The organism is Pseudomonas sp. AP3_22 TE3818 (genome assembly GCF_053628995.1).
This window is the reverse complement of record NZ_JBRJHL010000001.1, coordinates 3,484,068-3,511,035: the sequence shown is the minus strand read 5'-3', so window position 1 is coordinate 3,511,035 and position 26,968 is coordinate 3,484,068. Positions and strand designations below refer to the sequence as shown.

Sequence of the window (26,968 nt, the reverse complement as noted above, 5' to 3'; positions counted from 1 at the left end):
CGCGGTTTTTGGCTCAGGGAGCCCTGATGAGTTTTCGTACATTGACCGACTCCCGGCGGCATTCGAGCCATTGCGAAGTGGCCGCACTCCAACCCATAGTGAATCCGGATACTGTCGGCATGGCTTACGCTGGCAACGAAGACTCGATCGAACAGGTGCTGGACTCGGCGCGCAACTGGGCCCACAGCACTGCCTGGGTGTTCTACCGCGCCGGCGAACAAATGCATTGGGTCGGGCAAGGCGATCCGCGGGCGCAATGGCCTTCGAGCATTGCCAATGAGGCGTTTGAAGCCTTTTGCCTGACGTCGAACCTGCATCGTTGGCCGACCGGCAGAGGCGAAAGTGAGCTGGGTTGGCTGCTCGCACCCGTCAATGATGCTGCTGAGCCTGCGTTCGCAGACTTTGCCCAGCGCCTGGGCATCGAGCTACAGACCAATACCCTGGCCCGTGCGCAGATCACCCAGCGTGTGCTGTATGAAATTACCTATTTGGCCAGTTCGACCCGTGACCGTTCAGTGTTCCTGGTGGGGGTTCACCGGCTGCTGGCCAGCCTGATCGACGCCGAGAACTTCTATCTCGCGCTGTATAACCCGCACACTGGCAAGATCGATTACCCGTATTACGTCGACATCATCGACGTCGATGCCCTGGAATCGGAAAACTATGAATACCTTGACCCTTCGCGCCTGTCGTTGACCGGGCAGGTGTTGACCAGTGGCCAGCCATTGCTGATCGATTCCGCCGGCATTCTCGCGGCCCAGGCACAAAACCGTTTCCACTGCGTAGGTGATCGTCCCGAGTTCTGGATGGGCGCACCGTTGAAAAACGCCTCGGATGACGTGTTTGGCATGCTGGCGATGCAGGTCTACGACGTTTCGCGTGTCTACAGTGCTGAAGACCGCGCGTTGTTTCTGGTGGTCGCCCGTCACGTGGCCATGGCGCTGGACCGGATTCTGCACCGGGAGGACCTGGAAGAAACGGTGATGCGACGCACCCTGGAACTTTCCGCACTCAACGATGCTTTGCGCCAGGAAGTGGCAGACCGGGAACGCGCCGAACATCTGCAGAGCGCGCTGTTCCAGATTGCCGAACTGTCCAGCCAGCCCGGTGACATGGCCGAGCTGTTCAAGACCCTGCATGGCATCGTCGGTGATCTGCTGTTCGCGCAGAACTTCTATATTGCGCTGTTCGACGACACCACCGGCGAAGTGACTTTTCCCTATTACGTGGATGAGCGGCAGACGACCTGCCCGCCGGCACGGCGAGGGCGCAGGGGCCTGACCGAATATGTGATCCGCAAGCGCCGACCTTGCCTGATTGACGTCGCCGAGGCCGAACGATTGTCCGTTCAGGGTGAAATCGAACTTGCCCATGAGTCTGTACGCTCTTACTCCTGGCTGGGCATTCCCTTGTTCGAAGACGACGCGGTGCGTGGCGTGCTGGCGGTGCAAAGCTATACCTCGCAGGTGCGCTATACCCAGCGTGACCAGGAACTGCTGACATTCGTGTCGCGGCACATCGACACGGCGCTGTCGCGACGCACGGCCGCTGAAGCGATCCATGCCGCCAACCTCCAGCTGGAAGCCCGAGTGCAGAGCCGCACCCGCGAACTCGATCACGCCAATGCCAAGTTGCAGCACGAAAACGCCCACGATGCGCTGACCGGGCTACCGAATCGCACCTACCTGCAACAGCGCCTCAATCTGGCCTGGTCGCGGTTCGGCCGCGAAGGCGGGCACCTGGCGGTGATGTTCATCGATCTGGACCGTTTCAAAATGGTCAACGACAGCCTCGGCCACCACTTTGGCGACCTGCTGTTGATGCAGGCAGCCCAGCGATTGCGCGGTTGTCTGCGCGAAGCCGACATGCTGGCACGCCTGGGGGGCGATGAGTTTTCGGTACTGGCGCCCGAGGCCCCGCTGGACGTGATGATCGAAATCGCCGAGCGGATCCTGGTGGCGTTCGACCTGCCGTTTTTCATCAATGGCTATGAGGTTTTTTCGTCCTGCAGCATCGGCATCGTCAGCGCCGACAATCAGTTCCATCACGAGCCCGCCGACTTGCTGCGCGATGCCGATGCGGCGATGTACCGGGTCAAGAGTGCCGGGCGCGACAGCTACGCGGTGTTCAACCAGGAAGTGCGCCGTGAAGTCTCGGACCAGGTCGAGCGTGAAGGGGCCTTGCGCAACGCGCTCAAGCGTACTGACGAACTGCTGCCGTATTTCCAGCCGATCGTCAGCGTCGAAACCGGCGAGCTGCTGGCCCTTGAAGCGCTGATCCGTTGGCATCAGCCGGGCGGCCGGGTGATCGCGCCGGGCGAGTTCCTGCCGGATGTCGAAGGCTTGCGCCTGATCGGTCGACTGGACCTGTACATGCTGACCAGCATTGCCCAGATCCTCGCGCAGCCCGAGCACGCCAATTGGCCTGCGGTGCACGTCAACTGTTCCAGCTACAGCATGACGCGCCCCGACTTCGCCAGTGAGGTGCTGGAACTGCTGGCGCAGCATCGGGTGTCGCCGTCGCGGATCTGCCTGGAACTGACCGAAGGAGCGCTGGTCGCCGAGCCGGCCATTGCCCGACAGACCATGCAGCAACTGGCCGACAACGGCATGTCGGTGGTGCTCGACGACTTCGGAGCAGGGTTTTCTTCCCTGAGCTATGTGCATCAGTACCGTTTCAGCGGTTTGAAAATCGACAAGTCGTTCATCCTCGAACTGACCACCAGTTCCCGCAGTCGCGCGATTGTCCGGGCGATTGTGCGGATGGCCGAGTCGCTGGACCTGAGTGTGGTGGCCGAAGGTGTCGAGGATGAAGCGACACTGGAGCTGCTGCGTGAAATGGGGGCAGGACAGGCCCAGGGTTATCACTTTGCCAAGCCGATGGCGTTGAAAGCGCTGTTGGCGAGTGAACTGCTCGGCCGCCAGGGATCAAGCGGATATCATGGCGCAAGCCAACACGGATGAACATTTTTCAAGGGAGAGACTCATGGCATCAGGGCAATGTCTTTGCGGGGCTGTACGCTTTTTCCTGGCGGTAGAACCACGTTTTTTCTATCGCTGCCATTGCACGCTGTGCCGCAAGCAAACCGGGGTCGGCCATAATCTCGCCACACTGGTCAATGCTCGCGACTTTCGATGGGAAGAAGGGCAAGAAGTGATCACCGGTTGGCGCAAATCCAGCGGGTACCGAAATGACTTTTGCTCGCGATGTGGCTCGACCGTGCCTAATGTACTTCGCGAAACGCCTTATTTCTGGATTCCGCTCGGACTGCTCGACGCCGAGCTGAGCATGGAATGCATTGGAGATTTCTGCACCGATGACGCGATGCCATGGGATGAACAACGCTCGGAAAAAAGTCATTGCGCAGCCCCGGAATCATTGGGTTTTCTTCTGCATGAACTCCAGGTCAATGCCTGACCCGGAAACGGTTCACCACTGTCCGCTGCCCGGAGCGCCGAATGCCGCCCATCACCACACCTCTGGTGGCGCTGTTTGTTCTTTGCCTGGCACTTGAAGTGCCGGCCCGGACCAGCGACTGCCCGGCTGGCGAGAGACAGGTGTGCCTGGACGGCTGCATCTGCCTGCCGGACGTGGTGCCCGAGGACGTTTACCAGATCGCGACGCCGGCCCTGGCGCTGTGGCTGACCCAGGCCCGTGATGAAGCCGCCAGCGCCGGTACCCAACCCATTCCTGCGCATATCCGTGAGCAACTGCTGCCTTGGTACGATCCCGGCGTCCTCGATGCCGCGCGCTACAAAATCAGCGACAACGGACAATTCAGCGCCGCCACGGCCATGCTGCAGAACCCCGATGTCGGTGCCGTGACGCTGATCGACATCATCCTTTTCCGCGACCCCCAAGCCGCAGAAACGGACGTCGCGCTCTGGGCTCACGAACTCAAGCATGTGCAGCAATATCAGGAATGGGGTGTGCAGGGATTTGCCCAGCGCTATACCCATGATTTCAATGCCGTGGAGGCACCGGCCTATGCCATACAGGCCGAGGTCAGGCGGGCGGTGCGCAAAGGGGCTGACTGAAGCCCTTCCGACTCAGCCCCGGTTGGCGCAGACGATGATTTCTACCCGCAGCGCCGGGTCTGCCAGTTTCGCCTCGCCACAGGCGCGGGCGGGGGCATGGCCCGCCGGTACCCACGCATCCCAAACGGCATTCATGGCGGCGAAATCCGCCATGTCAGCGAGCCAGATGGTCACTTGCAACATCTGCTCCCGTGACGAACCGGCCTGTGCCAGCAAGTCATCCACCCGTGCAAGGGCATCGCGGGTCTGACCGGTGATGTCGTGACGCGATTCCCCCACTTGCCCGGCCAGGTAAACCGTATTGCCGTGGATGACGATCTGGCTCATGCGCTGGTTGGTCTGCTTGCGTTCGATTGTTTGCATCAATTGCACTCCTTTGGAAGGCATTGCTCAGAAGCGTTGCACGGAAAAGCTGTCGAGCCATTGGGGCGCCTTGCCGGCGATACAGTCCGCCACCAACTGGCCCGTCGCTCCGGCCAGGGTCAGGCCCAGGTGCTGATGGCCGAAGGCATAGATCAATCGTGGTTCGTTGGGTGACGGTCCAATGACCGGCAACGAGTCAGGCAGGGAGGGGCGGAACCCGAGCCACTTGCGCGCGACCGGTTGGGTCAGGCCCATGACCCGGCGTACGTGGCGCTCCAGGTAGTCGAAGCGTTGCGGATTGGCCGGGTCATTGATCGAGCCCAGTTCCACTGTGCCCGCGACCCTCAGGCGACCCGCCATGGGCGTCATGTAAAACGCACTTTCCACCGGGCAGCAGGGGCGGTTGAGCAGGGTGTCCTGCAGATCGAATTCGATGTGGTAGCCGCGTTCGGTGTCCAGTGGAATGTGATCACCCACCTGACGCGCCAGTGCCGCGGACCAGGCACCGCCACACAGCACGACACGGTCGGCCCGCCAGCTTTTCCCTTCGGCGCTGCCCAGGTACAGGCCGTCACTCTTGCGCTGCACGGTGGTGATCGTCGCCTGATGCACTGCGCCTTCGGCGATCAGTGGCGCGGCCAGCGCTTCGATGAAGGCGCGCGGGTCATCCATGTGCGACGACTCGGGAAACAGAATGCCGCCGACCGCTTTGCCTGCGAGCGCAGGCTCCAATTGTTCGACATCCGCCGCGTTCAGCACTTGCTGGGCAATGCCCAGGGCGCGGCGCAATTCGATTGCCGGTCGCGCACCGGCCAGACCTTGCTCGGTGCCGTAGGCATAGATGCAACCGTTGTGACGCAAATGCCGGTCGGCCAGCGGAGCGTCGGCCAGCAGCGGCGCATAGCCGCTGTAGGTGTGCTGGAGAATATTGCTCAGGGCCTGGGTGTTGGCCTCGCAGCGCGATGCGCGACATTCATTGAGAAACCGCAGTAGCCAAGGCATCAACCTTGGCAGGCGTGCCCAGTTGATGACGAAGGGCGACTCCCTGGAAAACAGCAGTGACGGAATCGCCTTCAGCAGCGACGGCTGGGCAATCGGCATCACGCCGTACGGGGCCAGGGTGCCGGCATTGCCATAGGACGCGCCGCTGGCAATCGCCTCGCGCTCCAGCAACACGACCTGGTAACCCTGGCGGCGCAGCCAGAGGGCGGTGGCAACGCCGACAACGCCGGCACCGATAACGGCAATTTCGCAATGAACGGGCTGTGTCATGTCCTCAGATCCGGTTGTGCATGTGGAGGTGACCCTGACGTGCCAACTGGCTGATGATGGTCAGGGCTTTGATCAACTGCTCCCGTGACAGGGCCGCGGAGATATTGATGCGTACGGCTTGCGGCGAGAGTTCCGGACGCAAGGTGAAGGCACCGCCGGCCAGCAGCACCACACCGCGGTCCTGGCACAGGCGGGCGAAACGCGAGCCGGTCCAGGGCTCCGGCAGTACCAGCCAGGCGTGGGTGCCGGTGGCGCTGTGCTGGAACTCCAGGCCTTCAAGGTGCGTGGCCAGCAGTGCCTGGCGAATGCGCAATTCTTCGCGCTGTTCCGACACCAACTGCTCGGCATGACCGTCCTCGATCAACCGGGCGGCAATCAGCGCCGTCAGGGGTGACGTACTCCAGCAGTCGATGCGCTGCATGGCGGCGATGTCCTGCACCAGGGGTTGCGGCGCCATGACAAATCCCATGCGCAGCCCCGGCGCGATGCATTTGGACAGGGCCGAGATATAGATCGTGCGCTCCGGCAGCAGCGCGGCGAAAGGCGCCGGCGACTTGTCCAGCAGGGGACGATAGACGTCGTCTTCGATGACCAGCAGGCTGGTTTCCCGAATGACTGTCGCCAGTTCTTTGCGGCGCTCGGCATCGAGGGTGATGGCGGTCGGGTTATGGATCGACGGCACCAGAAACAACAGGCGTGGCTGATGTTCGACACAGGCCTGGCGCAGGGCTTCGGGGGACATGCCGCGCTCATCGGCGTCGACCCCCACCAGAATCAGCCCCAGTGAACGGCACAAGGCATTGATGCCTTGATACGTCACGCTGTCGGCCAGCACGGTATCGCCGCTGTTGGTCAGGCTGCGCAAGGTGCTGGCGATCCCGTGCTGGGCGCCTTCGCAAATCAGCATCTGCGAGGCCTGGGCCTCGACGCCGGTGTGGCGCAGCCATTGCGCCGCCGCTTCACGGGCCCACAGCGGACCTTCGGACGGGTGATAGTCCTTCATGTCGGCAAAACGCGGATCGCTCGCCAGGCGCGGCAACAGCTGCGCCAACACCCGATTGAAGCCATGGGTGGCGGGGCGATTGACGCTCAGGTCGACGGTGCCCGGGTCATTGCTGGGGGCCGACTGAAATTGCGCCGCCGGATGCCGCGGCTGTGCAACTTGCGTCCCGCGGCCCGGGCGGCTTTCCACCAGACCTTTTTGTTGCAGCACGGCCATGGCTTTGGTCACCGTGGTGATGTTCACCCCCAGTGCGCTGGCGAAATCACGATGGGGTGGCAGGCGTTCGCCCGGCTTGAGCTTGCCGTTGCCGATCGCTTCGGCCAGCGATTCGGCCAGTTGGGCATAAAGGGTTTCTGCCTTGTCGCGTTGCAACGCCGCGCTGGCTTTGAGTTCGTCCAGCAGTTGTTCGAATTGACTCATGGTGCTTTATCCCTGCTTGTCATGCTCTGAGCCAGACAATAAGCGAATTTGTATTGCTTTTTATCCGATACAAAGCCCATTGACAAGCTAAAAAACCGTGATTAGTGTGTGAGTTGTAATGCTTGTCATGCAACACAATAAGAAAATGGCTGGCGATGACCAGCCCAAACGGGTAAGCACATGACTCATAGAACTTTCCAGCCGGGCTCAGTCCTGGCTACCCGACACCTAAGCCTCTTGCCCCTGAGAGTGGGCGGCACAGAGTATCCGGTGAGTTGTCCCCCTCGCGCAAAGTCTTCGATGAATTTATCCGGTCGATCGTCCCTATCCACCGCAGCGGAGGTCCTCCGATGAGCAACGTCCAGCCAAGCAAGACAACATCTGGCCAGCAACGCCTTAGCGGGGCTCTGCGTCAGCGCCATATCACCATGATCTCCCTGGGCGGCATCATTGGTGCCGGCCTGTTTGTCGGCAGCAGCGCTACGATTCAGGCGATCGGGCCCGCCGCGTTTCTCAGTTATCTCGCTGCCGGCATCGTGGTGATGCTGGTGATGCGCATGCTCGGTGAAATGGCCGTGGCGCTGCCCGGTGTCGGCTCCTTTACCGAATACGCGCGTATCGGCCTGGGTAATTGGGTCGGGTTCACCAGTGGCTGGTTGTACTGGTACTTCTGGGTGATCGTGGTGGCAGTGGAAGCGGTGGTCGGCGCCAATATCCTTGAACAGTGGATACCGCTGCCGGCCTGGATGATCGGGCTGAGCCTGCTGGCGATCATGACCGCCATCAACTGCCTGTCGGTGAAGTCCTATGGCGAGTTCGAGTACTGGTTCGCCTCATTGAAGGTTTTCGCGATCATCGTCTTCATCTTTGTGGTGGGCGCCTACCTGTTCGGGTTCGCGCCGAGCACCAGCGCGCTGCTGGGCAATCTGGTGAATGACCGCGGCTTCATGCCTTACGGCGTGAGTGCGATCCTGGCCGGCGTGCCTACGGTGATCTTCGCTGTCGGCGGCGCCGAGATCGCGACGATTGCCGCTGCCGAGTCCGACGATCCGTCGAAGAACGTCGCGAACATGACCCGTTCGGTGATCTTCCGTGTCATCACCTTTTATGTCGGTTCGATCTTCCTGATCGTCTGCGTGGTGCCCTGGGGCCAGATCGTCGCCGGTCATTCGCCGTTCGTGGCAGCGCTGGAGGTCATGCGTATTCCCGGTGCGGCGATGATCATGCAGGCGGTGGTGCTGGTGGCCGTGTTGTCGGCGCTGAACTCCGGGTTGTACGTGTCTTCGCGGATTCTGTTCGGCCTGAGCCAGCGCGGCGACGCTCCGGCAAAGCTGTCGGTGCTGACCGGGCGCAAAGTGCCCAGGGCGGCCGTACTGCTCAGCAGTGTGATCGGCTACATCGCCATCATGGCGGCGATCATTTCTCCGCAGGGCGTGTTCCTGTTCCTGGTCAACGCTTCCGGTGCGGTGATGCTGTTCGTGTACCTGGCGGTAGCACTGGCGCAGATCAGGGTACGCCGTCAGGTCGAAGCCACCGCACCGGCGCGGCTGACCCTCAGGATGTGGCTGTTCCCGTGGCTGTCCTATGCTGTGGTGGCAGTGATTGCGGGTGTATTGGTGGCCATGGCGTTCCAGGAATCCTTGCGTACACAGTTCCTGGCCAGCCTCGTCAGCCTCGCTGTGGTGTCTGTCGCTTACCTGGTCCTCAGGCGCCAACGGCAAACCGCCGCCACCCCCCACGTCAATGCCATCGACATCCTCGCGGGTCTGCCGACACGGTCATAAATCACGGGAAGCATCGCGCCACGGACGGCGGTTGAGTAGCAAGGCTTGTACCGGTCACAACAATAATTTGCCTATAGGTGATGTATGTCCGACTTCAAGTTCAATACCCAGGGTGTTTCCCGGCGCGCAGTGCTCAAGGCCGCAGGCTACGGTTCATTGGCGGCAATGGCTGCCAGTGCCACGGGCCCGATGTCGTTCGCATTCGCTGCCGACAAACCGATCAAGACCGTACGCCCCGGTTACCTGACCGCGGCCTGCCTGGGCGACATGCCCCTGGGCGCGCTGCGCGAAGGCGTCCCGGTCGGTACCGATCTGGAATTGCTCAAGCTGATTGCCGACCGCCTCGAGCTCAAGCTCGACGTACTGACCATGGGTTTCCCGGCGGTGGTCGAAGCCGTGCGGTCCGGGCGTGCCGACTGGTTCGGCGGCAACTTCGCGTGGAACCCCATGCGCTCGAAAATCCTGCTGTTGACCGACCCGGTGTTCTACACCGGTGCCTACGTGATCATGCGCGACAGCGAGCCGTTCGATACCTCCATCACCGTCAACGATGTGAAGGGCCGCACCATCGGCGCCATCACCGGTTATTTCACCATCCCCGACATGAAGAAAATCGAGGGTGTGAAGGAGGTCAAACTCTACGACAACACCGATTCCTGCCTGCGCGACGTGCGCGCCGGGCGCCTGGATTTCGCCGTGCTGGATGCGCCGACCATCGACTACATGATCCTTCAGGACCCGAGCCTCAAGCTCAAGCAGATCCCCATGGCCTACGACGAGAAATTCCCCAGCCTGACCGCCAAGTTCGAGGCGATCTGGGGCGTTCATCCGCAGAACCAGGACCTGTTCGATGGGGTGAACCAGGGGCTGCGCTGGTTGAAAGCCACGGATCAGATCAAACCGGTGCTGGCCAAGTACGGCATCAAGAACCCGGACTACCTCGTACCGCCCGCCAAGGACCCGCGCATCGGTGTGGACCGCGACGAGAAGGGCAATGTCATTGGACCCTTCGAGCATCCAGCCCGTGATTTCAGTCAGGCCTTTGCCTGAATCGAGGACCTGACCCATGGCTGAATCCACTCCACTGGTGCGTATCGAAGGGCTGCACAAGTCCTTCGGTAGCCTGGACGTTCTCAAAGGCATCGACCTCAACGTGCAGCAGGGCCAGAAAATCTCGCTCATCGGCCCCAGCGGCTCGGGCAAGACCACCTTGCTGCGTTGCGTCAACTACCTGGAAGAGCCGACCAAAGGCGACATCTACATTGACAACGAACTGATCGGCCAGCGCCTGGTGGGCAGCCGAAAAGTGCCCATGAGCGATAAGGAACTGGCGCGGATGCGCGCCGAAATCGGCATGGTGTTCCAGCGCTTCAACCTGTTCCCGCACCTGTCGGTGCTGGAAAACATCATCCTCGGTCCGCTCAAGGTGCAGCAGCGCAATCGCGCCGAAGCGGTGGAGCTGGCCGAGGACCTGCTGAACAAGGTCGGCATGTTTGCCAAGCGCGATGCATTTCCCGAGCAACTGTCGGGCGGGCAGCAGCAAAGGATCGCCATTGCCCGGGCGCTGGCGATGAAACCCAAGTTGATGCTGTTCGACGAGGCGACCTCGGCGCTGGACCCGGAGTTGGTCGGGGAAGTGCTGGGCGTGATGCGCAGGCTGGCGGAGGAGGGCATGACGATGATCATCGTCACCCACGAAATGAGCTTCGCCGAAAGCGTTTCCGACCAGGTGATCTTCATGGCCGACGGCAATATCGTCGAACAGGGCCCGCCGCGGCAGATTTTCCGCGAGAGCCAGGTCGAACGTACCCGCTCCTTCATCCGCGCCGTGCAGGAGCATTGATCGATGTTCGATACCACTGCACTGAACAAAGCCATCGAGATGCTGCCGTACTTCTTGAACGTGCTGGGCGTCGGCGCGCTGACCACCATCGGCCTGACGGCTGCTGCGTTTGTAGTGGCGGCGCTGCTGGGTTTTTGCCTGGCGTTGATGCGGCTTTCGCGCAGCCGCCTCCTGAGCCTGATCGCCAGCGTTTACCTGGAGATCTTTCGCAACATACCGATCCTGACCCAGTTGTTCATTCTGTACTTTGGCCTGACCTATATCGGCATTACCTTGCCGGCCATCGGTGCGGCGATTATCGGTTTCGGCCTGAACGGTGCGGCCATTCTGTCGGAGGTTTTCCGGTCGAGCATCCGCACCATTGACCGTGGTCAAAGCGAAGCGGCGTTCTCCATCGGCATGACCCGGTCTTTGGCGATGCGCATCATCGTGCTGCCACAGGCGTTCAAGGTGGCGATTCCGGGGATGGCCAACTTCGCCATCGGCCTGCTCAAGGACACCTCCCTGGCGTCGGCGGCGGCGGTGCCGGAATTGACGTTCAAGGCGAAAATGCTGGTCAGCGAAACCTACCAGACCAACCTGATCTACTTCCTGCTGGCGATGATCTACCTGATCCTGAGCCTGGTGCTTTCCCACTGGGCGGCGCGCACCGAACGCCGTCTCAAAGTCGTCAAGGAGAATTGAGATGGGCTATGGCGAGTTGTGGGACGCGACCCATGTCGAATTGCTGGCGGCCGCCTGGGCCACACTCCAGTTGGCGTTCGGTGCGTTGGTCATCGGCTTGATCGTCGGTTTGCTGGTGGCGCTGGCACGGCTTTCCGGCAACCGCGCATTGCGGCGCGCGGCGCTCTATTACATCGAGCTGTTCCGTGGCACTCCGGCGTTGGTGCAGTTGTTCATCGTCTATTTCAGCCTGACCGAAATCGGCGTTCATTTCAGCTCGTTCCAGGCTGCCATGATTGGCCTGGGACTGAACGCTGCGGCGTACCTGGCAGAGATCTACCGTGCGGGGCTCGAGGCCGTGCCCAAGGGGCAGGTGGAAGCGGCGAAAGCGATTGGCATGGCACGCCACAACGTGCTGCGCTGGGTCGTGTTGCCCCAGGCCATCCGCATCGTGCTGGCGCCCATAGGCAACGTCGCGATCTCGCTGTTGAAGGATACGTCCGTGGCTTCGCTGATCGCGGCACCGGACTTGATGCTGCGGGCACAGGATTTGAGTTCGGTGTATTTCATGCCGCTGGAAATCTACATTCTGGTCGGTGCGATCTACTTTGCCCTGTGTTATCCGCTTTCACTGGCCGTGCGCATGCTCGAGCGCAAAACCAGGCACTGAGGTTATCTGGCGTAGCGCTGCCTGTGCCAACGCCAGGTGATCAACCACAGCACCAGGGCCGTCGCACTGATCGAGGCACCCAGCAGGCTCACGGCTGTCCAGCCCCAGTGCGCATACACCTGGGTCGCGGCCGCGGCGCCCAGTGCGCTGCCCACCGAGTAAAAGCACATGTAGGCGCCCACCATGCGGCTTTGGGCGTCGGGGCGTGCGGCAAAAATGAGGCTCTGGTTGGTGACGTGTACGGCTTGCACCGCGAAGTCGAGCAGGACCACTGCGCACACCAGCGCGATCAGTGACGTCGGCGCAAACGCGATGGGCAACCAGGACAGCGTCAGGATCACCAGCGAAATGCCGGTCACGCGTTGCCCCAGCCCCCGGTCGGCCCAGCGACCGGCTCTTCTGGCGGCGAGCGCACCGGCGACGCCGGCCAGACCGAACAGGCCGATGGCTGTGTGCGACAGCGACAGCGGCGGCGCGCTCAATGGCAGCACCATGGATGTCCACAACACCGAAAAGGCGGCAAAGATCAGCAAGGCCAGCAGGCCGCGGATGCGCAAGACCGGTTCGGTCATGAACAGCCTGAATATCGAACGGATGAGTGCCGGGTAGGTGTTTCGGTTGCGTGGCGACGCGGTGCGAGGCAGCACTTTCCAGAACACCGCCGCGAGGACCAGCATCAAGCCCGACGAAACGAAATACACGGCGCGCCAGCCGGCCAGATCGGCGATCAGCCCGGAGGTAAACCGCGCCAGGAGAATGCCCAGGACAATGCCGCTGGTGACGGTGCCCACGGCCTGGCCCCGTTGTGACGGCGTTGCCAGCACGGCGGCATAGGCCACCAGCACTTGAGCCATCACCGCGAGCAAACCGACGATGACCATGGCGCCCAACAGGGGCAGCCATTGCTGCGCTGCACCGACCCCCGCCAGTGCCACCGTAGACAGCAGCACTTGCGTGAGGATCAACCCCTTACGGTTGAGCAAGTCGCCCAACGGGACGATGAACAGCAACCCCAGCGCGTAACCGACCTGGGTAGCCGTCACCACGACCCCGATCATCGATGAGGCCACCCCCAGGCTGTGAGCCATTGAATCGAGCAGGGGTTGAGCGAAATACACATTGGCGACTGCCAGCGCGCAGGTGACGGAAAACAGCAGCGTGAGTGATGGAGGAAGCCCCGCAGCGCTGTCTGCGCGGGCGCTTTCTCCACTATCCGCATCGGGCAGGCCTGAAGCTTGCGGGTCGAAAGGGCAGGTGGCTGAATCGGCATCGGCTGTCACAGGAGCCTCCGTGGCGCTAAACTGGTTTCAATTAAAAACTGGATTGAATTGTTATCGAATCAGGTTTTAAATTGCAACCACCTTGCTCGGGACTGCACGGTAAGCCGGGCAACCCTTATCCAGAAGGTCAATACGATGGTCGAAGACACTTCATCGCACAGCAGCGAATGCCCGGTAGCCAGAACACTGGAGGCCATTGGGGATCGATGGTCGCTGATGATCATCCGCGACGCATTCGACGGCATTCGCCGATTCAGCGAATTTCAGAAAAACCTGGGCGTGGCCAAGAACATTCTGGCATCACGCTTGAAAATGTTGGTTGAGGTCGGTGTGTTCGACGTTCAACCCGCGTCAGACGGCAGCGCCTACAAGGAGTACGTGCTTACGGACAAAGGGCGGGAGATCTTTCCGGTGGTGGTCAGCCTGCGGCAGTGGGGTGAACGTTTCCTGTTCAAGCGCGAAGAGACGCGTTCTGTGCTGCTGGACAACGAGCGCGGCCAGACCCTGATGCCGATTGAAGTTCGCTCATCCAGCGGTCAGAAGCTTGGGCCGTCCGACTGCCACAGAGTGAGAGTGGTTGCCGACGAGTCGTGAACAAGGGCAGCCAATCCCCTGGCCACTGTTGAATATTCAACAGTACTTCAACAACAAGTGTCCGGCTGGCGATTTCACTCTTCATTGAAATCTATAGGTTATTGATATTTAACGCTTAAATATCATGGCATGGATCATGCTCTCTCTGGGTAAGGCTCCGTACCGACAGTCATTCGCAGGACTGTGCGGCCGTTGGCGGAGCCACCGTTAGAGTGAGGAATCCATGTCAGTTGCAGCCGCCTACCCGATCAATCCACCTTCGGCCCATGTGATCCGTGATGACGCCGAAGCCATACGCATTGCCCATGAAATCGCCGCGTTGTTGCAGGTCGGCGCCTCCGAGCGCGATCAGACGCGCCAGGTGCCGGCCGAGGTGGTCGATGCATTTTCCAACAGCGGGCTCTGGGGCATTACGGTGCCTCGGCAGTACGGTGGCGCCGAGGTGTCTTATGCGACCCTGGCCCACGTCATCGCGATTGTCTCGGCGGCCGATCCGTCCCTTGGCCAGATCCCGCAGAACCATTACTGCCTGTTGGAAGACATCCGCTTGCAGGGTAGCCACGACCAGAAGCAGTTCTTCTTCGACCTGGCCCTGGCGGGCAATCGTTTCGCCAATGCGCTGTCGGAAACCGGCGGCAAGAACGTGCAGGACATCCGTACCCGCCTGGTCGCGGACGGCGAGGGCTATCGCATCAACGGGCGCAAGGGTTATTGCACCGGATCGCTCTATGCCCATTGGCTGGGCGTATTGGCCCTGGACAGCGAAGACCGTGCACAGCTGGCCTTCGTACCGCGCCACACCGAGGGTTTGAATGTGGTGGACGACTGGGACAGCATCGGCCAGCGCACCACGTCCAGCGGCACCGTACTGGTCGAGGGGCTGTGGGTGCCGGCCTTCAACCTGTTCCCGACTTACCGCTCCTACGAACGCCCGACCCTGGCCGGTCCCTTTGCGCAGATCACCACGGCGGCCATCGATGCGGGCATTGCCCGTGCGGCGCTGCGTGACACCATCAGCTTTGTCCGTGAGCAGGCGCGGCCATGGATCGATGCCGGGGTGGAAAAGGCCAGTGAAGACCCGTTGACCATCATTCAGGTCGGCGCACTGGACATCCGCCTGGAAGCCGCCGAGGCATTGCTCGAGCGTGCGGGGCTGGTGCTCGACCAGGCCCGCTCGGCGCCCGATGAGCACTCGGTTGCGCAAGCATCGCTGGCCGTGGCCAGGGCCAAGGTGTTGACCACCGAAATCGCCATCGAGGCCAGCAACAAGCTGTTTGAACTGGGCGGCACCCGCTCGACGCTGCGCAAGCACAACCTCGATCGCCATTGGCGTAACGCGCGGGTCCATACCCTGCACGACCCTGTGCGCTGGAAGTACCACGTCGTGGGTAACTGGTTGCTCAACGGCATCAAGCCGCCTCGCCATGACTGGTCCTGAGGTCGCGCAGATGCCCAAGCAAATTCGTCTCAACGCCTTCAGCATGAATACCGTCGGGCACTTGTCGCCCGGCCAGTGGCGCCACCCCCGTGATCAGTCCACGCGCTACACCGACATCCACTACTGGATCGAACTGGCGAAAACCCTGGAACGCGGCAAGATCGACGGCCTGTTCATCGCCGATGTGCTCGGCGTCTATGACGTCTACCAGGGCAGTGCCGACGAGGCGCTGCGCAGCGCGGCACAAGTGCCGGTCAACGATCCGTTGCAACTGGTGCCGGCAATGGCCGCGGCGACTCGCCACCTGGGTTTCGGCGTCACGGCGTCGGTGTCGTTCGAGCATCCGTTTCCGTTCGCCCGGCGCATGTCGACCCTCGATCACCTGACGTCGGGTCGGGCGGGCTGGAACATCGTCACCTCGTACCTGAGCAGTGGCGCGCGAAACCTGGGCCAGGACCGGCAGTTGTCCCACGATCAGCGTTATGCGCTGGCCGAGGAGTATCTGCAGGTTTGCTACAAACTCTGGGAAGCCAGCTGGGAAGAGGGCGCGGTGCAGGCCGACCGTGCCAGCGGGGTTTACGCCGATCCGCGCAAGGTGCACGGCATCGCTCATCAGGGCGAGTTTTTCAGTGTGCCCGGCTTCCACCTCAGCGAGCCCTCGCCACAGCGCACTCCGGTGATCTACCAGGCCGGCGCTTCCAGCCGTGGTCGGGTCTTCGCAGCGGCGAATGCCGAGTGCGTGTTTGTGGCCGCGCCGAGCAAGGTAGTGCTCAAACAACAGGTCGCGCAGCTGCGTGCGGCGGTTCAGGCGGCCGGTCGCGAAGCCGATCAGGTGCTGGTGTTCGAACAGCTCACGGTCATCGTTGCCGCGACGGACGCCGAGGCCCTGGAGCGCTTGCGCGAGTACCGCGAATACGCCAGTGCGAGCGGCGCCCTGACCTTGATGTCGGGTTGGACCGGCATCGATTTCGGCGAGTACGGGCCCGACCAGATTCTGCGTGAAGTGCCCAGCGATGCCATCCAGTCGGCCGTAGAGGCGTTTACCCGCGCCGACCCGAATCGCACCTGGACCACCGCAGAGATTGCCGATTACTGCGCCATCGGTGGTGATGGCCCGGTGCTGGTGGGTTCGGCGAAAACCGTGGCCGATCAGCTCCAGGAGTGGGTCGAGCAAACCGACGTCGACGGCTTCAACCTGGCCAGTGTGGTCGCCCCGGAAACCTTTGAGGCGGTGGTCGATCTGCTCGTGCCGGAGTTGCAGGCACGGGGCCTGTTCAAGCGCGAGTACGAGGACGGCACCCTGCGCCATAAGCTCTTCGGACAGGGCGATCGCCTGGCGACGCCACACCCGGCGGCGGCCTTGCGCGTGGGAGAGCGGCGATGAACGAGTGGTTCGCTCATGTCAATTGGGGCGAGGTGGCCGAGGCTTGCCTGGACACCTCGAGCATGCTCGGTGCGGCATTGGCCTGCACGGTGTTGCTCGGGTTGCCGCTCGGCGTGCTGTTGTACCTGACGGGCCAGCGCCAGTTGCTCGAATCGCCGCGGCTGTACCGGTTGTTGTCGGTGGTGGCCAACGTGCTGCGCTCGATGCCGTTTATCATTCTGTTGATCGTGCTGATCCCGGTGACCACCCTGGTCACGGGCACCTCGCTGGGCGTGCGCGGCGCTATCCCGCCCTTGGTGGTCGGCTGCACGCCGTTCTTCGCCCGGCTGGTGGAAAGTGCCTTGCGCGAAGTCGATCGCGGTCTGGTTGAAGCCGTGCAGTCCATGGGCGCCAGTACCCCGCAAATCATCCTGCATACCTTGCTGCCCGAAGCGCGGACCGGGCTGATCGCCGCGGTCACGGTCACCGCCATCGTGCTGGTGGACTACACCGCCATGGCCGGCGTGGTGGGTGGTGGTGGCCTGGGGGACCTGGCGATTCGTTTCGGTTACCAGCGTTTCCAGACCGATGTGATGGTGGTCACCGTGCTGCTGCTGATCCTGCTGGTGCAGGCCTTGCAGATGAGCGGCGATCGCCTGGTCCGGCATTACACACGGCGCTAAGCGCCTGATCTACCCGAACGCAGCAGCCGGGTACCGTTGCTGCAGGCCCTACGTCCACCTCACGACGGCCACTTTCCGATCATTCTGGAGTCATGAGCATGAAAAAGACCCTGGCCGCCCTCGCTGCCGTTTTATCCCTGAGCGCCCACGCCAACGAAAAACTGGTGGTGGGTGCCACCCCGGTGCCCCACGCGGAGATACTGGAGTTCGTCAAACCGGTGCTGGCCAAGGAGGGCGTTGATCTGGACATCAAGGTCTTCAGCGACTTCATCCAGCCCAACCTGCAACTGTCCGAGAAAAACCTCGACGCCAACTACTACCAGTACCGGCCGTTCCTCGATGACTTCAACAAGACCCGGCACACCGATCTGGTACCGGTAGTGGGCGTGCACATCGAGCCGTTCGGCGCCTATTCGACCCGGATCAAAAAACTCGCCGATCTGCCCGAAGGCGCCAGTGTCGCCATTCCCAACGATCCGGTGAATACCGGGCGCGCCCTGGTGTTGTTGCACGAAGCGGGTCTGATCAAGCTCAAGGACCCGAGCAATACCCTGTCGACGCAGCACGATATCGTCGAGAACCTGCACAAACTGAAGATTCGTGAACTGGAAGGCGCCTTGCTGGCCCGTGCGGTCAGCCAGGTGGACCTGGCGTTCGTCTTTGCCAACTACGCACTCGAGGCCGGTATCGACACCAACAGCGCGTTGATCGTCGAGAAGGGCAAGGACCTGTACGTCGAGTTCCTGGTCGCCCGTCCGGACAACATCAACGATCCCGGTATCCAGAAGCTGGCCAAGGCCCTGAACTCGCCGCAAGTGCGCGATTTCATCCTGACCCGCTACAAGGGGCAGATCGCTCCCGGCTTCTGACCGGTAGCCAAGACGAACACGCTTTCTGTGGTGAGGGAGCTTGCTCCCGCTGGACTGCATAGCAGTCCCATTTTTGGGGCCGCTTCGCGCTGGAGCGCCAGCCCGGCCCAGCGGGAGCAAGCTCCCTCGCCACAGGGCATGGTGACTTTTCTGTTTGTGCAGGACTTTCGTTCATGGTCAGTTTCAATCCACAGGCCCTGGCTGCCGCCGTGCATATACGGCTGGTGGGCCTGGGCAAGCATTACCGGGTCGGGCAGCAGAGCGTGCAAGCGCTGCACGACATCAACCTGGACATTCGCCGCAGTGAGGTGTTCGGCATCATCGGTCGCAGCGGCGCCGGTAAATCCTCGCTGCTGCGCTCGCTCAACCGTCTGGAACAACCGAGCAGCGGCCAGGTATTGATCGAGGGCGAGGACATCGTCGGTTTCGATCGTGCACGCCTGGCAGGCTTGCGTCAGCGCACCGGGATGATCTTCCAGCACTTCAACCTGATGGCGTCCCGTACCGTCGGCGACAACGTCGGCCTGCCGCTGCGGCTGGCGGGCATCGGGCGTGCCGAGCGTGAGCGCCGAGTCGACGAGCTGTTGCAGCTCGTGGGGCTGCAGGACAAGCGTGAGGCGTACCCGGCGCAGCTCTCCGGAGGGCAAAAGCAGCGGGTCGGCATTGCCCGGGCGTTGGTGTTGCAGCCTGATCTGTTGCTGTGTGACGAAGCGACCTCTGCACTTGATCCGCAGAGCAGCCAGGCGATTCTGGCGTTGCTGCGCGACATCAATCGGCGCCTGGGGCTGACCATCGTGCTGATCACCCACGAGATGGAGGTGATCCGCGACCTCTGTGACCGTGTGGTGGTCCTGGAGCAAGGCCGGGTGGTCGAGCAAGGCGACGTTTGGCAAGTGTTCGGTGACCCGCAACACGACGTCACCCGTGCCTTGCTTGGCACACTGCAGCCGGCCGTGCATGACGTTCCGTCAGCACAGACGTCGGCCGCGATCCTGCTCGATCTGCACTACACCGGTGCCAGTGGCCACGAGCCGGAATTGTCGGCCATCGCCGCGCTGTTCGGTTGCCGCACGCACCTGGTACAAGGGGGTATCGAGCGCATCCAGGGCCGAGCGCTGGGTCGCCTGCGGGTGCGGGTGGATGCCCCCAGTGGCGGACGGGACGTATTGTTGCAACAGGCACGACAGATCGCCGATCGGGTCGAACGGGTCCACGCCTGAGTCAGTATTGGCGGCGGCAGTGCCGGGCAATCATATCGATAGCTGGATCACGCGATGGTCTGGCGCGTCATCCACGGTAGGCTTGATGGTGTATTATTATTTACTATGATTAACTTTGAATCGAGTAACGATCAGGAGTAACCCCATCATGGTAACCACCACGAAAACCCGATCTGTCACGGCTCACGTCCCTGAGCAATTGGCCCAAAAAGTCGATTTGATGGCAGAACGTCTGGAGCGCTCCAAAAACTGGATCGTCAAACAGGCTCTGACCGCCTGGATAGACCAGGAAGAAGAGCGTAGTCGCCTGACCCGCGAGGCCCTCGCCGATGTTGACGCTGGCCGCGTGATTGACCACCAGGCTGTTCAGGCCTGGGCGGATAGCCTCAGCACCGACACGCCGTTGCCGGTACCGCGCTGATGGAGTTGAAGTGGACAAGCAAGGCGCTTTCCGACATTACCCGACTGTACGAGTTTCTGGCGTCGGTGAATCAGCCTGCCGCAGCACGAACCGTGCAGCAAATCACGGCGATACCGATCACGCTGCAGAGCAATCCACGTATTGGTGAACGCCTGGAAGAGTTCGAGCCAAGGGATGTGCGCCGAATTCAGATCGGCCATTATGAGATGCGTTACGAAATAGTGGATTCCACTCTCTATGTGCTGCGTCTGTGGCACACCCGCGAGGATCGGTAGCCTGGTGAAATCACTCGCGATTGCTCGGCCAATCATATCGACAGCTGGATCACCCGATGGTCTGGCGCGTCATCGACGGCACGACGCTTGTTGACCACCAGCTCGCCGATGGCGATCAGGCGCGCCCGGGTCACGTTGCGCGAGAGTCCGAGCAGGCTGGCGGTATGTACCTGGTTGTGATGGCAGAACTGATAGGCGGCGCGCAACAAACTGTCCTCGACCTGTTCGTAAAGCGCGCCCTGGTGTTCTTCGAATAACCGTTTGAACGCACGCTGCAGGAGCGCCTGGGCGGTTTCTTCAGATGTGCTGACTTTTTCCGCCTGGCGTTCGATACGCAAATGCGACAGGCGCAGATCTTCCTGCCGCACGAGTCCGTCCCGGCAGATCAGCAAGGTGTGGTGGATGACGTTTTCCAGTTCGCGAATGTTGCCGGGCCAGCCATAGTCGGCCAGCTTGCGCTCGGCGTCGGCACTGAGGGCAATCTGTCCGTATCCCAGGCGTTCGCTGTAGGTGCGGATGAAGTGGCGGGCCAGCGGCAGAATGTCGCCGGGGCGGTCACGCAACGGATGCAAGTGCAGGCTGACCACGTTGAGACGGTAGTAGAGGTCTTCGCGGAAATGTCCGGCGTTGATCGCTTTTTCCAACTGCACATTGGTGGCGGCCAACACCCGCACGTTGATCGCTATGCTCTTGCGCGACCCCAGTCGCACCACCTCACGCTCCTGCAGCACACGCAGCAGCTTGACCTGGATGGGCATCGGCAGATCGCCGATTTCATCGAGGAACAAGGTGCCGCCATTGGCCTCTTCGAACCAGCCCGGCTTGGCACTGATGGCGCCGGTGAAGGCGCCTTTCTCATGGCCGAACAGTTCGGCCTCGACCAGTGATTCGGAGAAGGCGCCGCAGTTGACCGCCACAAAGGGACCCTGGCTGCGCCGGCTGAGGTTATGGATATGGCGCGCGACCAACTCCTTGCCGGTGCCGGTTTCACCGATGATCAGGACGCTGGCCTCGCTGGGTGCGACCTGTTGCAAATGGGCGAGCAGGGCCTGGGACTTGGGGTCTTCGAAAACCTGGGCGGTGGCGCGGATCGACGTGGCCAGCGACGGGGATGGGGGCAGAGTCAGCAGTTGCATTAGGCTCCCTCGCTTATGAGTAGAAAGTGGGAACAGGGCGGTTCTGGTTCAGCGCCCAGTCACCCAACTCGTGAATCTTGTAGTCCACCGGGTCATGCAGCGTCTGGGTGCGCAGGTTGCGCCAGTAACGGTCGAACCGCAGCGAGGCGTGAGTCGCGCGCGCCCCGGTGACTTCAAACAAACGGGTGCACAGGTCGAGGCCGGTACGGGTCGCGGCGACTTTGGCGCAGGCGATCGACAGCGCCAGTTGCGCACGCTCCTCGCTGCCCAGGTTGTGTCCCTTGCGCCAGGCTTCGTCGAGCTGTGCCGCGGCGCGTTCAACCAGTACACGGGTGCTTTCCAGGCCGACCCAGAACTCGCCGTAGTGGCGCAGGATGTAGGGATCCTCGCTGACATGGCGGACCTTGGAGGTGAACCACGGGCGCCCCTCCTTGAGCGTGTAATGACGGGCTTCCTCGAACGCCCCTTCGGCGATGCCAAGGAAAATATGGGCAAAGTGCAGTTGGGCGATCAGTGGGCGCAGGCAGGCAAAAGGAGTGCTCAAGGGACCCGGATCAAGTAGCAGCTCTGACTCTTCCACCCGCACTCGCTCGAAGGTTGCGCTGCCGCTGTCGGTCTGGCGCTGGCCCATGTTGTCCCAGTCGCCATGCAGGGTAATGCCGGTACGGCCACTGGGAATGGCGGCGATCAGCAGTTTGCCGCCGGCGCTTTCGTCAACCGCTGAAGCAATCAGCATCTCCGAGTCGCTGGCACCGGAGCAGAAACTTTTCTTGCCGGAAAACTCACGCCAGCCATCGTACTTCTTCACCACTGTGCGGGTATCGAGCGGGTTGAGTGCATTGCCCCAGAACCAGTTGTTGCGGGCGGTCTGTTCAAACCAGGGCTGCCACTGCTCGGGCCGCGAGAACAGTCGCACGGTGGCCAGCATCAGGTGCTGGAAGCCGAAGACGTGGGCGATCGAGCTGTCGACCTTGGCAAACTCGCGGACCACGCCGAGCGTCTCGCTCCAGTCGGCCCCCAGGCCACCGAACTGGGTCGGGATGCTCAGGGCCAGCAAGCCGCTGTGACGAAGGGCGTCGCGCTCGGCCTTCGGCGTACCGCCGTGCTCGTCCCGCTCAGCGGCCGTTTCGGCAAAGGTGGCGGCCAGTTTGCGCGCGGTCTGCAAGGGGCTCAGGACGGCAGTCTGTAGTTGGATGCTCACGCGCAACTCCTCGATTGTTGGGTGGTGCCTGCCAGGCAGGTCGCTAACGTCAGGCTCATGGGGTGTGTGTCCGTGGCAGGACATCGTTGGCGATCATTTCGCCAAAGGGGCCGGTGAGGTTGGTCACGCCCCGACCTGCCAGGCTGGCATAGGGTTCGGGCAGCAACGGAAAGACCAGCTCGGCAAAGCGATAGGCTTCTTCGAGATGCGGATAACCGGAGAAGATGAAGCTTTCGATGCCCAGGTCGGCGTACTCCTTGATCCGTGCGGCCACCTGTTGGGGGTCGCCGACCAGTGCCGTGCCTGCGCCACCGCGCACCAGGCCGACGCCGGCCCACAGGTTGGGGGAGATTTCCAGGTTGTCCCGGCGACCGTCATGCAGTGCGGCCATGCGCCGCTGGCCTTCGGAGTCGAAGCGTGCGAATGAGGTTTGCGCCGCGGCAATGGTCTCGTCGGATATGTGCTCGATCAGTCGGTCGGCGGCCTGCCAGGCCTGGTCTGCGGTCTCGCGCACGATCACATGCAGGCGGATACCGAACTTCACGGTCCGCCCGTGCCGGGCTGCCCGGGCGCGGACATCGGCAATCTTTTGCGCCACCGCAGCCGGCGGCTCACCCCACGTCAGGTAGACATCCAGTTGCTCGGCCGCCAGGTCATGGGCCGCATCCGAAGAACCGCCGAAATACAAGGGCGGGTAGGGCTTCTGAACCGGTGGATAGAGGGCCTTGGCGTTTTCCACCTGGAAGTGCTTGCCATGGAAATCCACGGACTCGCCTTGCAGCACTCGGCGCCAGATCTGCAGGAACTCATCGGTGACTTCGTAACGCTCGGCATGGCTCAAGTGGATGCCGTCGCCACGGTTTTCGTCCGGATCACCCCCGGTCACCACATTGATCAGCAAGCGTCCGCCGGATAATCGGTCGAGGGTAGCGGCCATGCGTGCCGATACCGTCGGCGAGATGATCCCCGGACGAATCGCCACCAGATAACGCAGGCGTTCGGTCAACGGCGTCAGCGCCGATGCGATGACCCAGGAGTCCTCGCAGGAACGCCCGGTAGGAATCAGCACTCCGTAGTAACCCAGGCCGTCCGCCGCCTGGGCGATCTGCTTGAGGTAGTTGAGGGTCACCGGGCGCGCGCCCTGGCTGGTGCCAAGGAAGTGGCCGTCGCCGTGGGTCGGCAGGAACCAGAAAACATTCATCGGCTGGCTCCTCAGGCGCTCTGGCGCAGGCGTTGGTGGGTGTTGAAAAATGGCAGGGCGCGTTCTACGGCCAGGCCGATGCGCGCCTGCAACAGGTCGCAGTCGATGCGGTAATCGCGGAAGTCGGATTCGCTGGCGTACACACCCAGCGGCAGAGTCAGCGACTGGAAGAAGCTGAACAGTGGCCGTAGCTGGTGATCGATCACCAGCGCGTGACGAGGGCTGCCACCGGTAGCGGCGAGCAGCACCGGTGTGTCGATCAGGGCGTCCTGGCCGATCAGGTCAAACAGGTGTTTGAGCTGGCCCGGATAGGAACCGCGATAGACCGGCGAAGCGACAATCAACAGGTCGGCGTTTTCGATGGCTTGCAGTTGCGCCTCGACCTCGGCAGGCAGCTCCTGGCGGCTGAGGGCACCGCCCACGTCGCGGGCGAGGTCGGCCAGCTCGATGACCCGGCCAACCATATTCAGACGGTTTGCGAACTCGTCGAGAATGGCCTGGCTGAGCACCTGAGTGCGAGAAGGGCGGTAGGCACCGCCGGATACAGCGATTACGTTCAAGGGGGCAGTCATGTTCAATTCCTGTGCTGTCGCTCTACAAACAGAGTCGGTGGCAGTGCTCAGCAAGAACCGAACCAGTTTTTATCTCTATGAAAATGAAGGGATTTATTTGGTTTTTTTTGGTTGGTGTGTTGCTGTCAGGCAATTTTTGTTGAATCGCTGTTTGCCTGGAAACACTTGCGAGGTGTTCCATTTCGGACAGTTATAGGAGATTGTTAATATTCTTCAAAGGAATTAATAATTATTTTAATATTCCTTTAAGGTATTTATAGCGCGAAGGGAGGGCGGTGCCAGGCAGGTGAATCAGTCGAGCAGTGACACCAGCCGAGGTTCGATGGACTGTGCAGACAGGTCCAGCAGCGCCAGGGTGACCGGCAACTTGAAGCGTCGACGCCCGGCGCTGCCCGGATTCAGGAACAGCCGTTCGCCGTGCCATTCGATGCCTGGTTTATGGGAGTGGCCGCAGATCACCAGGTCGATACGCTCATCAGGATGGATTGCAAGGTCGGCGATGTCATGCACCAGCAGCACCTTCCAGCCGTTGAGGTCCAGGCGCAGACAGTCGGGCAGCTCGCGCGCCCAGGGCGCATCCAGGTCGTTGTTGCCACGCACCCCGTGCACCGGTGCAATGGCCGCCAATTGGTCGAGGATGTGCGCGCTGCCGATGTCGCCGGCGTGAATGATGCAATCGCAGCCCAGCAGGGCGGTGATGGCTTCGGGGCGGAGCAGGCCGTGGGTGTCGGAGATGACACCGACTTTCATCGCGGGCGGGTCGAGCGGCATTCTGACCGGCCTGTCCGGTGTGCGAGGGCGGCCGCCACTAACTTTGCGGCACTAACTTTGCGGAACTACCCGCGCTTCGTTTCCGGCACCCTCGACATAAACGTTCATGCCTTTTGCCAGCGCCGGATTGATTGGCTGTGTCACCTGAACCAGTACGCCGCTGTGGGTCCGAACGACGATCTGCTGAGCGTCCACGGGCTGATCATACTTTTTCTTTTCGATGTAATTGCCGCCTACCCCGCCAGCGAGGGCACCGGCAACCATCGCCACATCCCGCCCGGTACCCTGACCGACCAGGCTTCCCAAGGCTAAACCGCCAATACCACCCAATATGGCGCCGACGCCGCTATCGTGATTGGTCTGCATCTGGGTGAGGGTAATCTGCTCGATTTTCCCCGAACGAATCTCCGTCTCGCCAGCGCCACCGCTCCCGGCGCCGACCGCGGCACAGCCGCCGAGCACCAGCCCAAGTAACGTAACCGACAGCCAGGAAGCGATAGTTTTCATCGTCGAACTCCATTTTCAGGGGAATAGATCATGCAAACGCTTCAATTCACGTTAGACGAAAAAGCCTGGTGCATTAGGTTCTTTTACCGGGCAAGGATCGGCAGAAAGCCGGCACCGATGCTGGACGACTATCGGCAAGTGCTGGCCGAGACCGATACCTTCGTGCTGACGGACAACCTGGAAGTGGTGGGGGTGCTGGTGATGCGTCAGGAGCAAGCCGAAATGCTCTTGATCAATGTCGCGGTATCGCCACGATGCAAAGGCAAAGGCTTTGGTAAAAAACTGATGGTGTTCTGTGAGCGCCATGCACTGGACACAGGATGTGAAGCGGTACGGCGGCCAGCAGATGCACGCCCATCATCGCTTCGTTTGTGACTCCCGCCATTCTCTGGCCGCCACACCATAGAACTCCCGGAAGACCCGGCTGAAATGGGAAAGGTCATTGAAGCCCCAGCGAAAGGCAATGTCGGATATTCGATGCGCTGTATTGACCGGATTGAGAAGATCGCTGCTGCAGCGCTCTAGTCGCCGACGCAGCACGTAGCGCATCAGGGAAACACCTTCCTGTTCGAACAGCTTGTTGATGTAGCGAACGGAGACCCCCGTTGCCAGGGAAACTTGCTGCGCGCTGAGTGTGGGGTTGCCCAGGTTGTCGTTAATGTAGATTTTGACCCGCATCAGTGTCAGCGCCTGTGAGCGCGAATGCTCAGAGTCCATGGGCTGCAGATGGCCGAGTGTCAGCGCGATCAAATGTGTAATCGACTCTGATAGCCGTGCCATTTCGAATGGAGTGAACTGGCCGATCTGCGAGGCAATGCTCTCCAGGAGGGAGCGCATGACCCTCCCCACAGGGCTGTCAGTGGATATCCGCGTTGCGGTGCGGCACTCCATATTAACCACCAACTGGTTGATGCAAGTTCGGGGTACGCTGACGATGATCTGCCTCCAGTCATTCTCGAACGTCAAGTAATGCGGCCGCGTTGCATCGTAGATGGAGAAATCGCCCGGCCGGATCACCGCTTGGTTGCCATCCTGTTCCAGGCATTCCGTGCCTTCAAGCATCAGTACCGCAAAATATCTGTCCTCTTCCCGGCACGTAGGTTGTAAGTGCCGTCGATTCACAGCCTGTGCCGCGGCTCCGACATCGCTCACGCGGAGGAACTCACACTTTTGCGAGCGAACTTTTCCGAAGAAATCGGGGTTCGGGATTGCACCGATTTCCACGTCGGCGAACAGCCGCAAGATCATTTCCCGCCAGTAGTCCACCCGGTCATTGAAAGAGTTGCTTTGAGTCGTGAGGTCAACGCTTTCGCTAGACCAGTCTGTGCCCGCCAGAACCTTTCGACCGGTTTGCGGAGTCACTATGGAGTACTCCCGAGCGT

The 26,968-nt window shown here is 61.5% G+C and carries 28 protein-coding genes; 17 read left to right on the top strand and 11 right to left on the bottom strand.

Annotation, left to right across the window (positions count from 1 at the left end):
- The first annotated feature begins 26 nt into the window (after positions 1-26).
- From AB7M25_RS15845 to AB7M25_RS15835, 3 genes are read left to right on the top strand one after another with little or no spacing between them, the layout of a single operon-like run.
- Positions 27-2,963, top strand: a complete 2,937-nt coding sequence (locus AB7M25_RS15845) for a sensor domain-containing phosphodiesterase (protein ID WP_429518150.1) — start codon at positions 27-29, stop codon at positions 2,961-2,963.
- Complete coding sequence (locus AB7M25_RS15840) at positions 2,941-3,417, top strand: GFA family protein (protein ID WP_429518152.1); 477 nt, start codon at positions 2,941-2,943, stop codon at positions 3,415-3,417. The genes AB7M25_RS15845 and AB7M25_RS15840 overlap by 23 nt, the downstream gene beginning before the upstream one ends.
- Before the next feature lie 41 nt (positions 3,418-3,458).
- Entirely contained in the window at positions 3,459-4,037 is a 579-nt protein-coding gene (locus AB7M25_RS15835) for an eCIS core domain-containing protein (protein ID WP_429385302.1), read from the top strand.
- Positions 4,038-4,049: 12 nt separating this feature from the next.
- Here AB7M25_RS15835 and AB7M25_RS15830 read toward each other — a convergent pair whose 3' ends face one another.
- The 3 genes from AB7M25_RS15830 to AB7M25_RS15820 are packed head-to-tail and all read right to left on the bottom strand — an operon-like array spanning position 4,050 to position 7,095.
- Positions 4,050-4,400 (bottom strand): RidA family protein, encoded by a 351-nt coding sequence (locus tag AB7M25_RS15830; protein ID WP_258680910.1) that lies wholly within the window; start codon positions 4,398-4,400, stop codon positions 4,050-4,052.
- A gap of 27 nt (positions 4,401-4,427) precedes the next feature.
- A complete protein-coding gene (locus AB7M25_RS15825; protein WP_429518154.1) occupies positions 4,428-5,672 on the bottom strand; it encodes an NAD(P)/FAD-dependent oxidoreductase in 1,245 nt (414 codons plus the stop codon).
- Between the two features lie 4 nt (positions 5,673-5,676).
- Positions 5,677-7,095: an aminotransferase-like domain-containing protein gene (locus AB7M25_RS15820; RefSeq protein WP_429385300.1), complete on the bottom strand. Its 1,419-nt coding sequence runs from the start codon at positions 7,093-7,095 to the stop codon at positions 5,677-5,679.
- A gap of 350 nt (positions 7,096-7,445) precedes the next feature.
- Between AB7M25_RS15820 and AB7M25_RS15815 the strand changes: the two genes are divergently transcribed.
- The 5 genes from AB7M25_RS15815 (at position 7,446) to AB7M25_RS15795 (ending at position 12,055) form a co-directional block, all read left to right on the top strand.
- On the top strand, positions 7,446-8,879 hold the full coding sequence (locus AB7M25_RS15815; protein WP_454237600.1) for an amino acid permease: 1,434 nt from the start codon (positions 7,446-7,448) through the stop codon (positions 8,877-8,879).
- Positions 8,880-8,963: 84 nt separating this feature from the next.
- A complete protein-coding gene (locus AB7M25_RS15810) occupies positions 8,964-9,929 on the top strand; it encodes an ABC transporter substrate-binding protein (RefSeq protein WP_102699561.1) in 966 nt (321 codons plus the stop codon).
- A 16-nt stretch (positions 9,930-9,945) separates the two neighbouring features.
- Positions 9,946-10,722, top strand: coding sequence for an amino acid ABC transporter ATP-binding protein (locus AB7M25_RS15805; RefSeq protein WP_104448148.1), 777 nt, complete (start codon positions 9,946-9,948; stop codon positions 10,720-10,722).
- A 3-nt stretch (positions 10,723-10,725) separates the two neighbouring features.
- A complete protein-coding gene (locus AB7M25_RS15800) occupies positions 10,726-11,406 on the top strand; it encodes an amino acid ABC transporter permease (RefSeq protein ID WP_102699563.1) in 681 nt (226 codons plus the stop codon).
- A 1-nt stretch (position 11,407) separates the two neighbouring features.
- Positions 11,408-12,055, top strand: a complete 648-nt coding sequence (locus AB7M25_RS15795) for an amino acid ABC transporter permease (RefSeq protein WP_104448147.1) — start codon at positions 11,408-11,410, stop codon at positions 12,053-12,055.
- Between the two features lie 2 nt (positions 12,056-12,057).
- Here AB7M25_RS15795 and AB7M25_RS15790 read toward each other — a convergent pair whose 3' ends face one another.
- Positions 12,058-13,335 carry an MFS transporter gene (locus AB7M25_RS15790; RefSeq protein ID WP_454237599.1) on the bottom strand — a complete coding sequence of 426 codons (1,278 nt, stop codon included), beginning with the start codon at positions 13,333-13,335 and terminating at the stop codon, positions 12,058-12,060.
- Positions 13,336-13,470: 135 nt separating this feature from the next.
- On the opposite strand from AB7M25_RS15790, the gene AB7M25_RS15785 reads away from it, so the two are divergent.
- The 8 genes from AB7M25_RS15785 to AB7M25_RS15750 all read left to right on the top strand — a co-directional run bounded on the left by AB7M25_RS15785 (position 13,471) and on the right by AB7M25_RS15750 (position 20,198).
- Positions 13,471-13,929 (top strand): winged helix-turn-helix transcriptional regulator, encoded by a 459-nt coding sequence (locus tag AB7M25_RS15785; RefSeq protein WP_429385297.1) that lies wholly within the window; start codon positions 13,471-13,473, stop codon positions 13,927-13,929.
- Between the two features lie 223 nt (positions 13,930-14,152).
- Entirely contained in the window at positions 14,153-15,367 is a 1,215-nt protein-coding gene (locus tag AB7M25_RS15780; RefSeq protein ID WP_454237598.1) for an SfnB family sulfur acquisition oxidoreductase, read from the top strand.
- Positions 15,368-15,377: 10 nt separating this feature from the next.
- Positions 15,378-16,751, top strand: a complete 1,374-nt coding sequence (locus AB7M25_RS15775; RefSeq protein WP_454237597.1) for an LLM class flavin-dependent oxidoreductase — start codon at positions 15,378-15,380, stop codon at positions 16,749-16,751.
- On the top strand, positions 16,748-17,413 hold the full coding sequence (locus AB7M25_RS15770; protein ID WP_429561262.1) for a methionine ABC transporter permease: 666 nt from the start codon (positions 16,748-16,750) through the stop codon (positions 17,411-17,413). The genes AB7M25_RS15775 and AB7M25_RS15770 overlap by 4 nt, the downstream gene beginning before the upstream one ends.
- Positions 17,414-17,511: 98 nt before the next feature.
- Positions 17,512-18,282, top strand: a complete 771-nt coding sequence (locus AB7M25_RS15765; RefSeq protein WP_429385293.1) for a MetQ/NlpA family ABC transporter substrate-binding protein — start codon at positions 17,512-17,514, stop codon at positions 18,280-18,282.
- A 173-nt stretch (positions 18,283-18,455) separates the two neighbouring features.
- Entirely contained in the window at positions 18,456-19,502 is a 1,047-nt protein-coding gene (locus tag AB7M25_RS15760) for a methionine ABC transporter ATP-binding protein (protein ID WP_454237596.1), read from the top strand.
- 148 nt (positions 19,503-19,650) lie between these two features.
- The gene (locus AB7M25_RS15755; RefSeq protein ID WP_454237595.1) at positions 19,651-19,923 is read left to right on the top strand and encodes a CopG family ribbon-helix-helix protein; all 273 of its coding nucleotides are present in this window, start codon (positions 19,651-19,653) and stop codon (positions 19,921-19,923) included.
- On the top strand, positions 19,923-20,198 hold the full coding sequence (locus AB7M25_RS15750) for a type II toxin-antitoxin system RelE/ParE family toxin (protein ID WP_429385291.1): 276 nt from the start codon (positions 19,923-19,925) through the stop codon (positions 20,196-20,198). Before AB7M25_RS15755 ends, AB7M25_RS15750 begins: the two co-directional genes overlap by 1 nt.
- A gap of 32 nt (positions 20,199-20,230) precedes the next feature.
- On the opposite strand, the gene AB7M25_RS15745 is transcribed toward AB7M25_RS15750, so the two are convergent.
- The 6 genes from AB7M25_RS15745 to AB7M25_RS15720 all read right to left on the bottom strand — a co-directional run bounded on the left by AB7M25_RS15745 (position 20,231) and on the right by AB7M25_RS15720 (position 25,586).
- Positions 20,231-21,334 (bottom strand): sigma-54 interaction domain-containing protein, encoded by a 1,104-nt coding sequence (locus tag AB7M25_RS15745; RefSeq protein ID WP_429518166.1) that lies wholly within the window; start codon positions 21,332-21,334, stop codon positions 20,231-20,233.
- Positions 21,335-21,347: 13 nt separating this feature from the next.
- Positions 21,348-22,535 carry an acyl-CoA dehydrogenase family protein gene (locus AB7M25_RS15740; protein ID WP_429385289.1) on the bottom strand — a complete coding sequence of 396 codons (1,188 nt, stop codon included), beginning with the start codon at positions 22,533-22,535 and terminating at the stop codon, positions 21,348-21,350.
- Between the two features lie 55 nt (positions 22,536-22,590).
- Positions 22,591-23,736 carry an FMNH2-dependent alkanesulfonate monooxygenase gene (gene ssuD / locus AB7M25_RS15735; RefSeq protein ID WP_454237594.1) on the bottom strand — a complete coding sequence of 382 codons (1,146 nt, stop codon included), beginning with the start codon at positions 23,734-23,736 and terminating at the stop codon, positions 22,591-22,593.
- 11 nt (positions 23,737-23,747) lie between these two features.
- The gene (msuE, locus tag AB7M25_RS15730; RefSeq protein ID WP_429385285.1) at positions 23,748-24,308 is read right to left on the bottom strand and encodes an FMN reductase; all 561 of its coding nucleotides are present in this window, start codon (positions 24,306-24,308) and stop codon (positions 23,748-23,750) included.
- Between the two features lie 291 nt (positions 24,309-24,599).
- The gene (locus AB7M25_RS15725) at positions 24,600-25,058 is read right to left on the bottom strand and encodes a metallophosphoesterase family protein (RefSeq protein ID WP_429385473.1); all 459 of its coding nucleotides are present in this window, start codon (positions 25,056-25,058) and stop codon (positions 24,600-24,602) included.
- 72 nt (positions 25,059-25,130) lie between these two features.
- A complete protein-coding gene (locus tag AB7M25_RS15720; protein WP_429385283.1) occupies positions 25,131-25,586 on the bottom strand; it encodes a glycine zipper 2TM domain-containing protein in 456 nt (151 codons plus the stop codon).
- A gap of 30 nt (positions 25,587-25,616) precedes the next feature.
- Here AB7M25_RS15720 and AB7M25_RS15715 point away from each other — a divergent pair, with 30 nt between their 5' ends.
- Positions 25,617-25,961 carry a GNAT family N-acetyltransferase gene (locus AB7M25_RS15715; protein ID WP_429385282.1) on the top strand — a complete coding sequence of 115 codons (345 nt, stop codon included), beginning with the start codon at positions 25,617-25,619 and terminating at the stop codon, positions 25,959-25,961.
- On the opposite strand, the gene AB7M25_RS15710 is transcribed toward AB7M25_RS15715, so the two are convergent.
- The gene (locus tag AB7M25_RS15710) at positions 25,944-26,948 is read right to left on the bottom strand and encodes an AraC-like ligand-binding domain-containing protein (RefSeq protein ID WP_454237593.1); all 1,005 of its coding nucleotides are present in this window, start codon (positions 26,946-26,948) and stop codon (positions 25,944-25,946) included. The genes AB7M25_RS15715 and AB7M25_RS15710 overlap by 18 nt on opposite strands.
- Between the last annotated feature and the right edge of the window lie 20 nt (positions 26,949-26,968).

Bases quoted from the DNA above. Each gene is read 5' to 3' on its own strand.
- AB7M25_RS15825 (WP_429518154.1), bottom strand. From the start codon at position 5,672: ATGACACAGCCCGTTCATTGCGAAATTGCCGTTATCGGTGCCGGCGTT.
- AB7M25_RS15750 (WP_429385291.1), top strand. From the start codon at position 19,923: ATGGAGTTGAAGTGGACAAGCAAGGCGCTTTCCGACATTACCCGACTG.
- AB7M25_RS15840 (WP_429518152.1), top strand. From the start codon at position 2,941: ATGGCGCAAGCCAACACGGATGAACATTTTTCAAGGGAGAGACTCATG.
- AB7M25_RS15745 (WP_429518166.1), bottom strand. From the start codon at position 21,334: ATGCAACTGCTGACTCTGCCCCCATCCCCGTCGCTGGCCACGTCGATC.
- AB7M25_RS15815 (WP_454237600.1), top strand. From the start codon at position 7,446: ATGAGCAACGTCCAGCCAAGCAAGACAACATCTGGCCAGCAACGCCTT.
- AB7M25_RS15835 (WP_429385302.1), top strand. From the start codon at position 3,459: ATGCCGCCCATCACCACACCTCTGGTGGCGCTGTTTGTTCTTTGCCTG.
- AB7M25_RS15765 (WP_429385293.1), top strand. From the start codon at position 17,512: ATGAAAAAGACCCTGGCCGCCCTCGCTGCCGTTTTATCCCTGAGCGCC.
- AB7M25_RS15805 (WP_104448148.1), top strand. From the start codon at position 9,946: ATGGCTGAATCCACTCCACTGGTGCGTATCGAAGGGCTGCACAAGTCC.
- AB7M25_RS15800 (WP_102699563.1), top strand. From the start codon at position 10,726: ATGTTCGATACCACTGCACTGAACAAAGCCATCGAGATGCTGCCGTAC.
- AB7M25_RS15715 (WP_429385282.1), top strand. From the start codon at position 25,617: ATGCAAACGCTTCAATTCACGTTAGACGAAAAAGCCTGGTGCATTAGG.
- AB7M25_RS15755 (WP_454237595.1), top strand. From the start codon at position 19,651: ATGGTAACCACCACGAAAACCCGATCTGTCACGGCTCACGTCCCTGAG.
- AB7M25_RS15810 (WP_102699561.1), top strand. From the start codon at position 8,964: ATGTCCGACTTCAAGTTCAATACCCAGGGTGTTTCCCGGCGCGCAGTG.
- AB7M25_RS15770 (WP_429561262.1), top strand. From the start codon at position 16,748: ATGAACGAGTGGTTCGCTCATGTCAATTGGGGCGAGGTGGCCGAGGCT.
- AB7M25_RS15785 (WP_429385297.1), top strand. From the start codon at position 13,471: ATGGTCGAAGACACTTCATCGCACAGCAGCGAATGCCCGGTAGCCAGA.
- AB7M25_RS15725 (WP_429385473.1), bottom strand. From the start codon at position 25,058: ATGAAAGTCGGTGTCATCTCCGACACCCACGGCCTGCTCCGCCCCGAA.
- AB7M25_RS15720 (WP_429385283.1), bottom strand. From the start codon at position 25,586: ATGAAAACTATCGCTTCCTGGCTGTCGGTTACGTTACTTGGGCTGGTG.
- AB7M25_RS15795 (WP_104448147.1), top strand. From the start codon at position 11,408: ATGGGCTATGGCGAGTTGTGGGACGCGACCCATGTCGAATTGCTGGCG.
- msuE (WP_429385285.1), bottom strand. From the start codon at position 24,308: ATGACTGCCCCCTTGAACGTAATCGCTGTATCCGGCGGTGCCTACCGC.
- AB7M25_RS15775 (WP_454237597.1), top strand. From the start codon at position 15,378: ATGCCCAAGCAAATTCGTCTCAACGCCTTCAGCATGAATACCGTCGGG.
- AB7M25_RS15780 (WP_454237598.1), top strand. From the start codon at position 14,153: ATGTCAGTTGCAGCCGCCTACCCGATCAATCCACCTTCGGCCCATGTG.
- AB7M25_RS15830 (WP_258680910.1), bottom strand. From the start codon at position 4,400: ATGCAAACAATCGAACGCAAGCAGACCAACCAGCGCATGAGCCAGATC.
- ssuD (WP_454237594.1), bottom strand. From the start codon at position 23,736: ATGAATGTTTTCTGGTTCCTGCCGACCCACGGCGACGGCCACTTCCTT.
- AB7M25_RS15760 (WP_454237596.1), top strand. From the start codon at position 18,456: ATGGTCAGTTTCAATCCACAGGCCCTGGCTGCCGCCGTGCATATACGG.
- AB7M25_RS15820 (WP_429385300.1), bottom strand. From the start codon at position 7,095: ATGAGTCAATTCGAACAACTGCTGGACGAACTCAAAGCCAGCGCGGCG.
- AB7M25_RS15845 (WP_429518150.1), top strand. From the start codon at position 27: ATGAGTTTTCGTACATTGACCGACTCCCGGCGGCATTCGAGCCATTGC.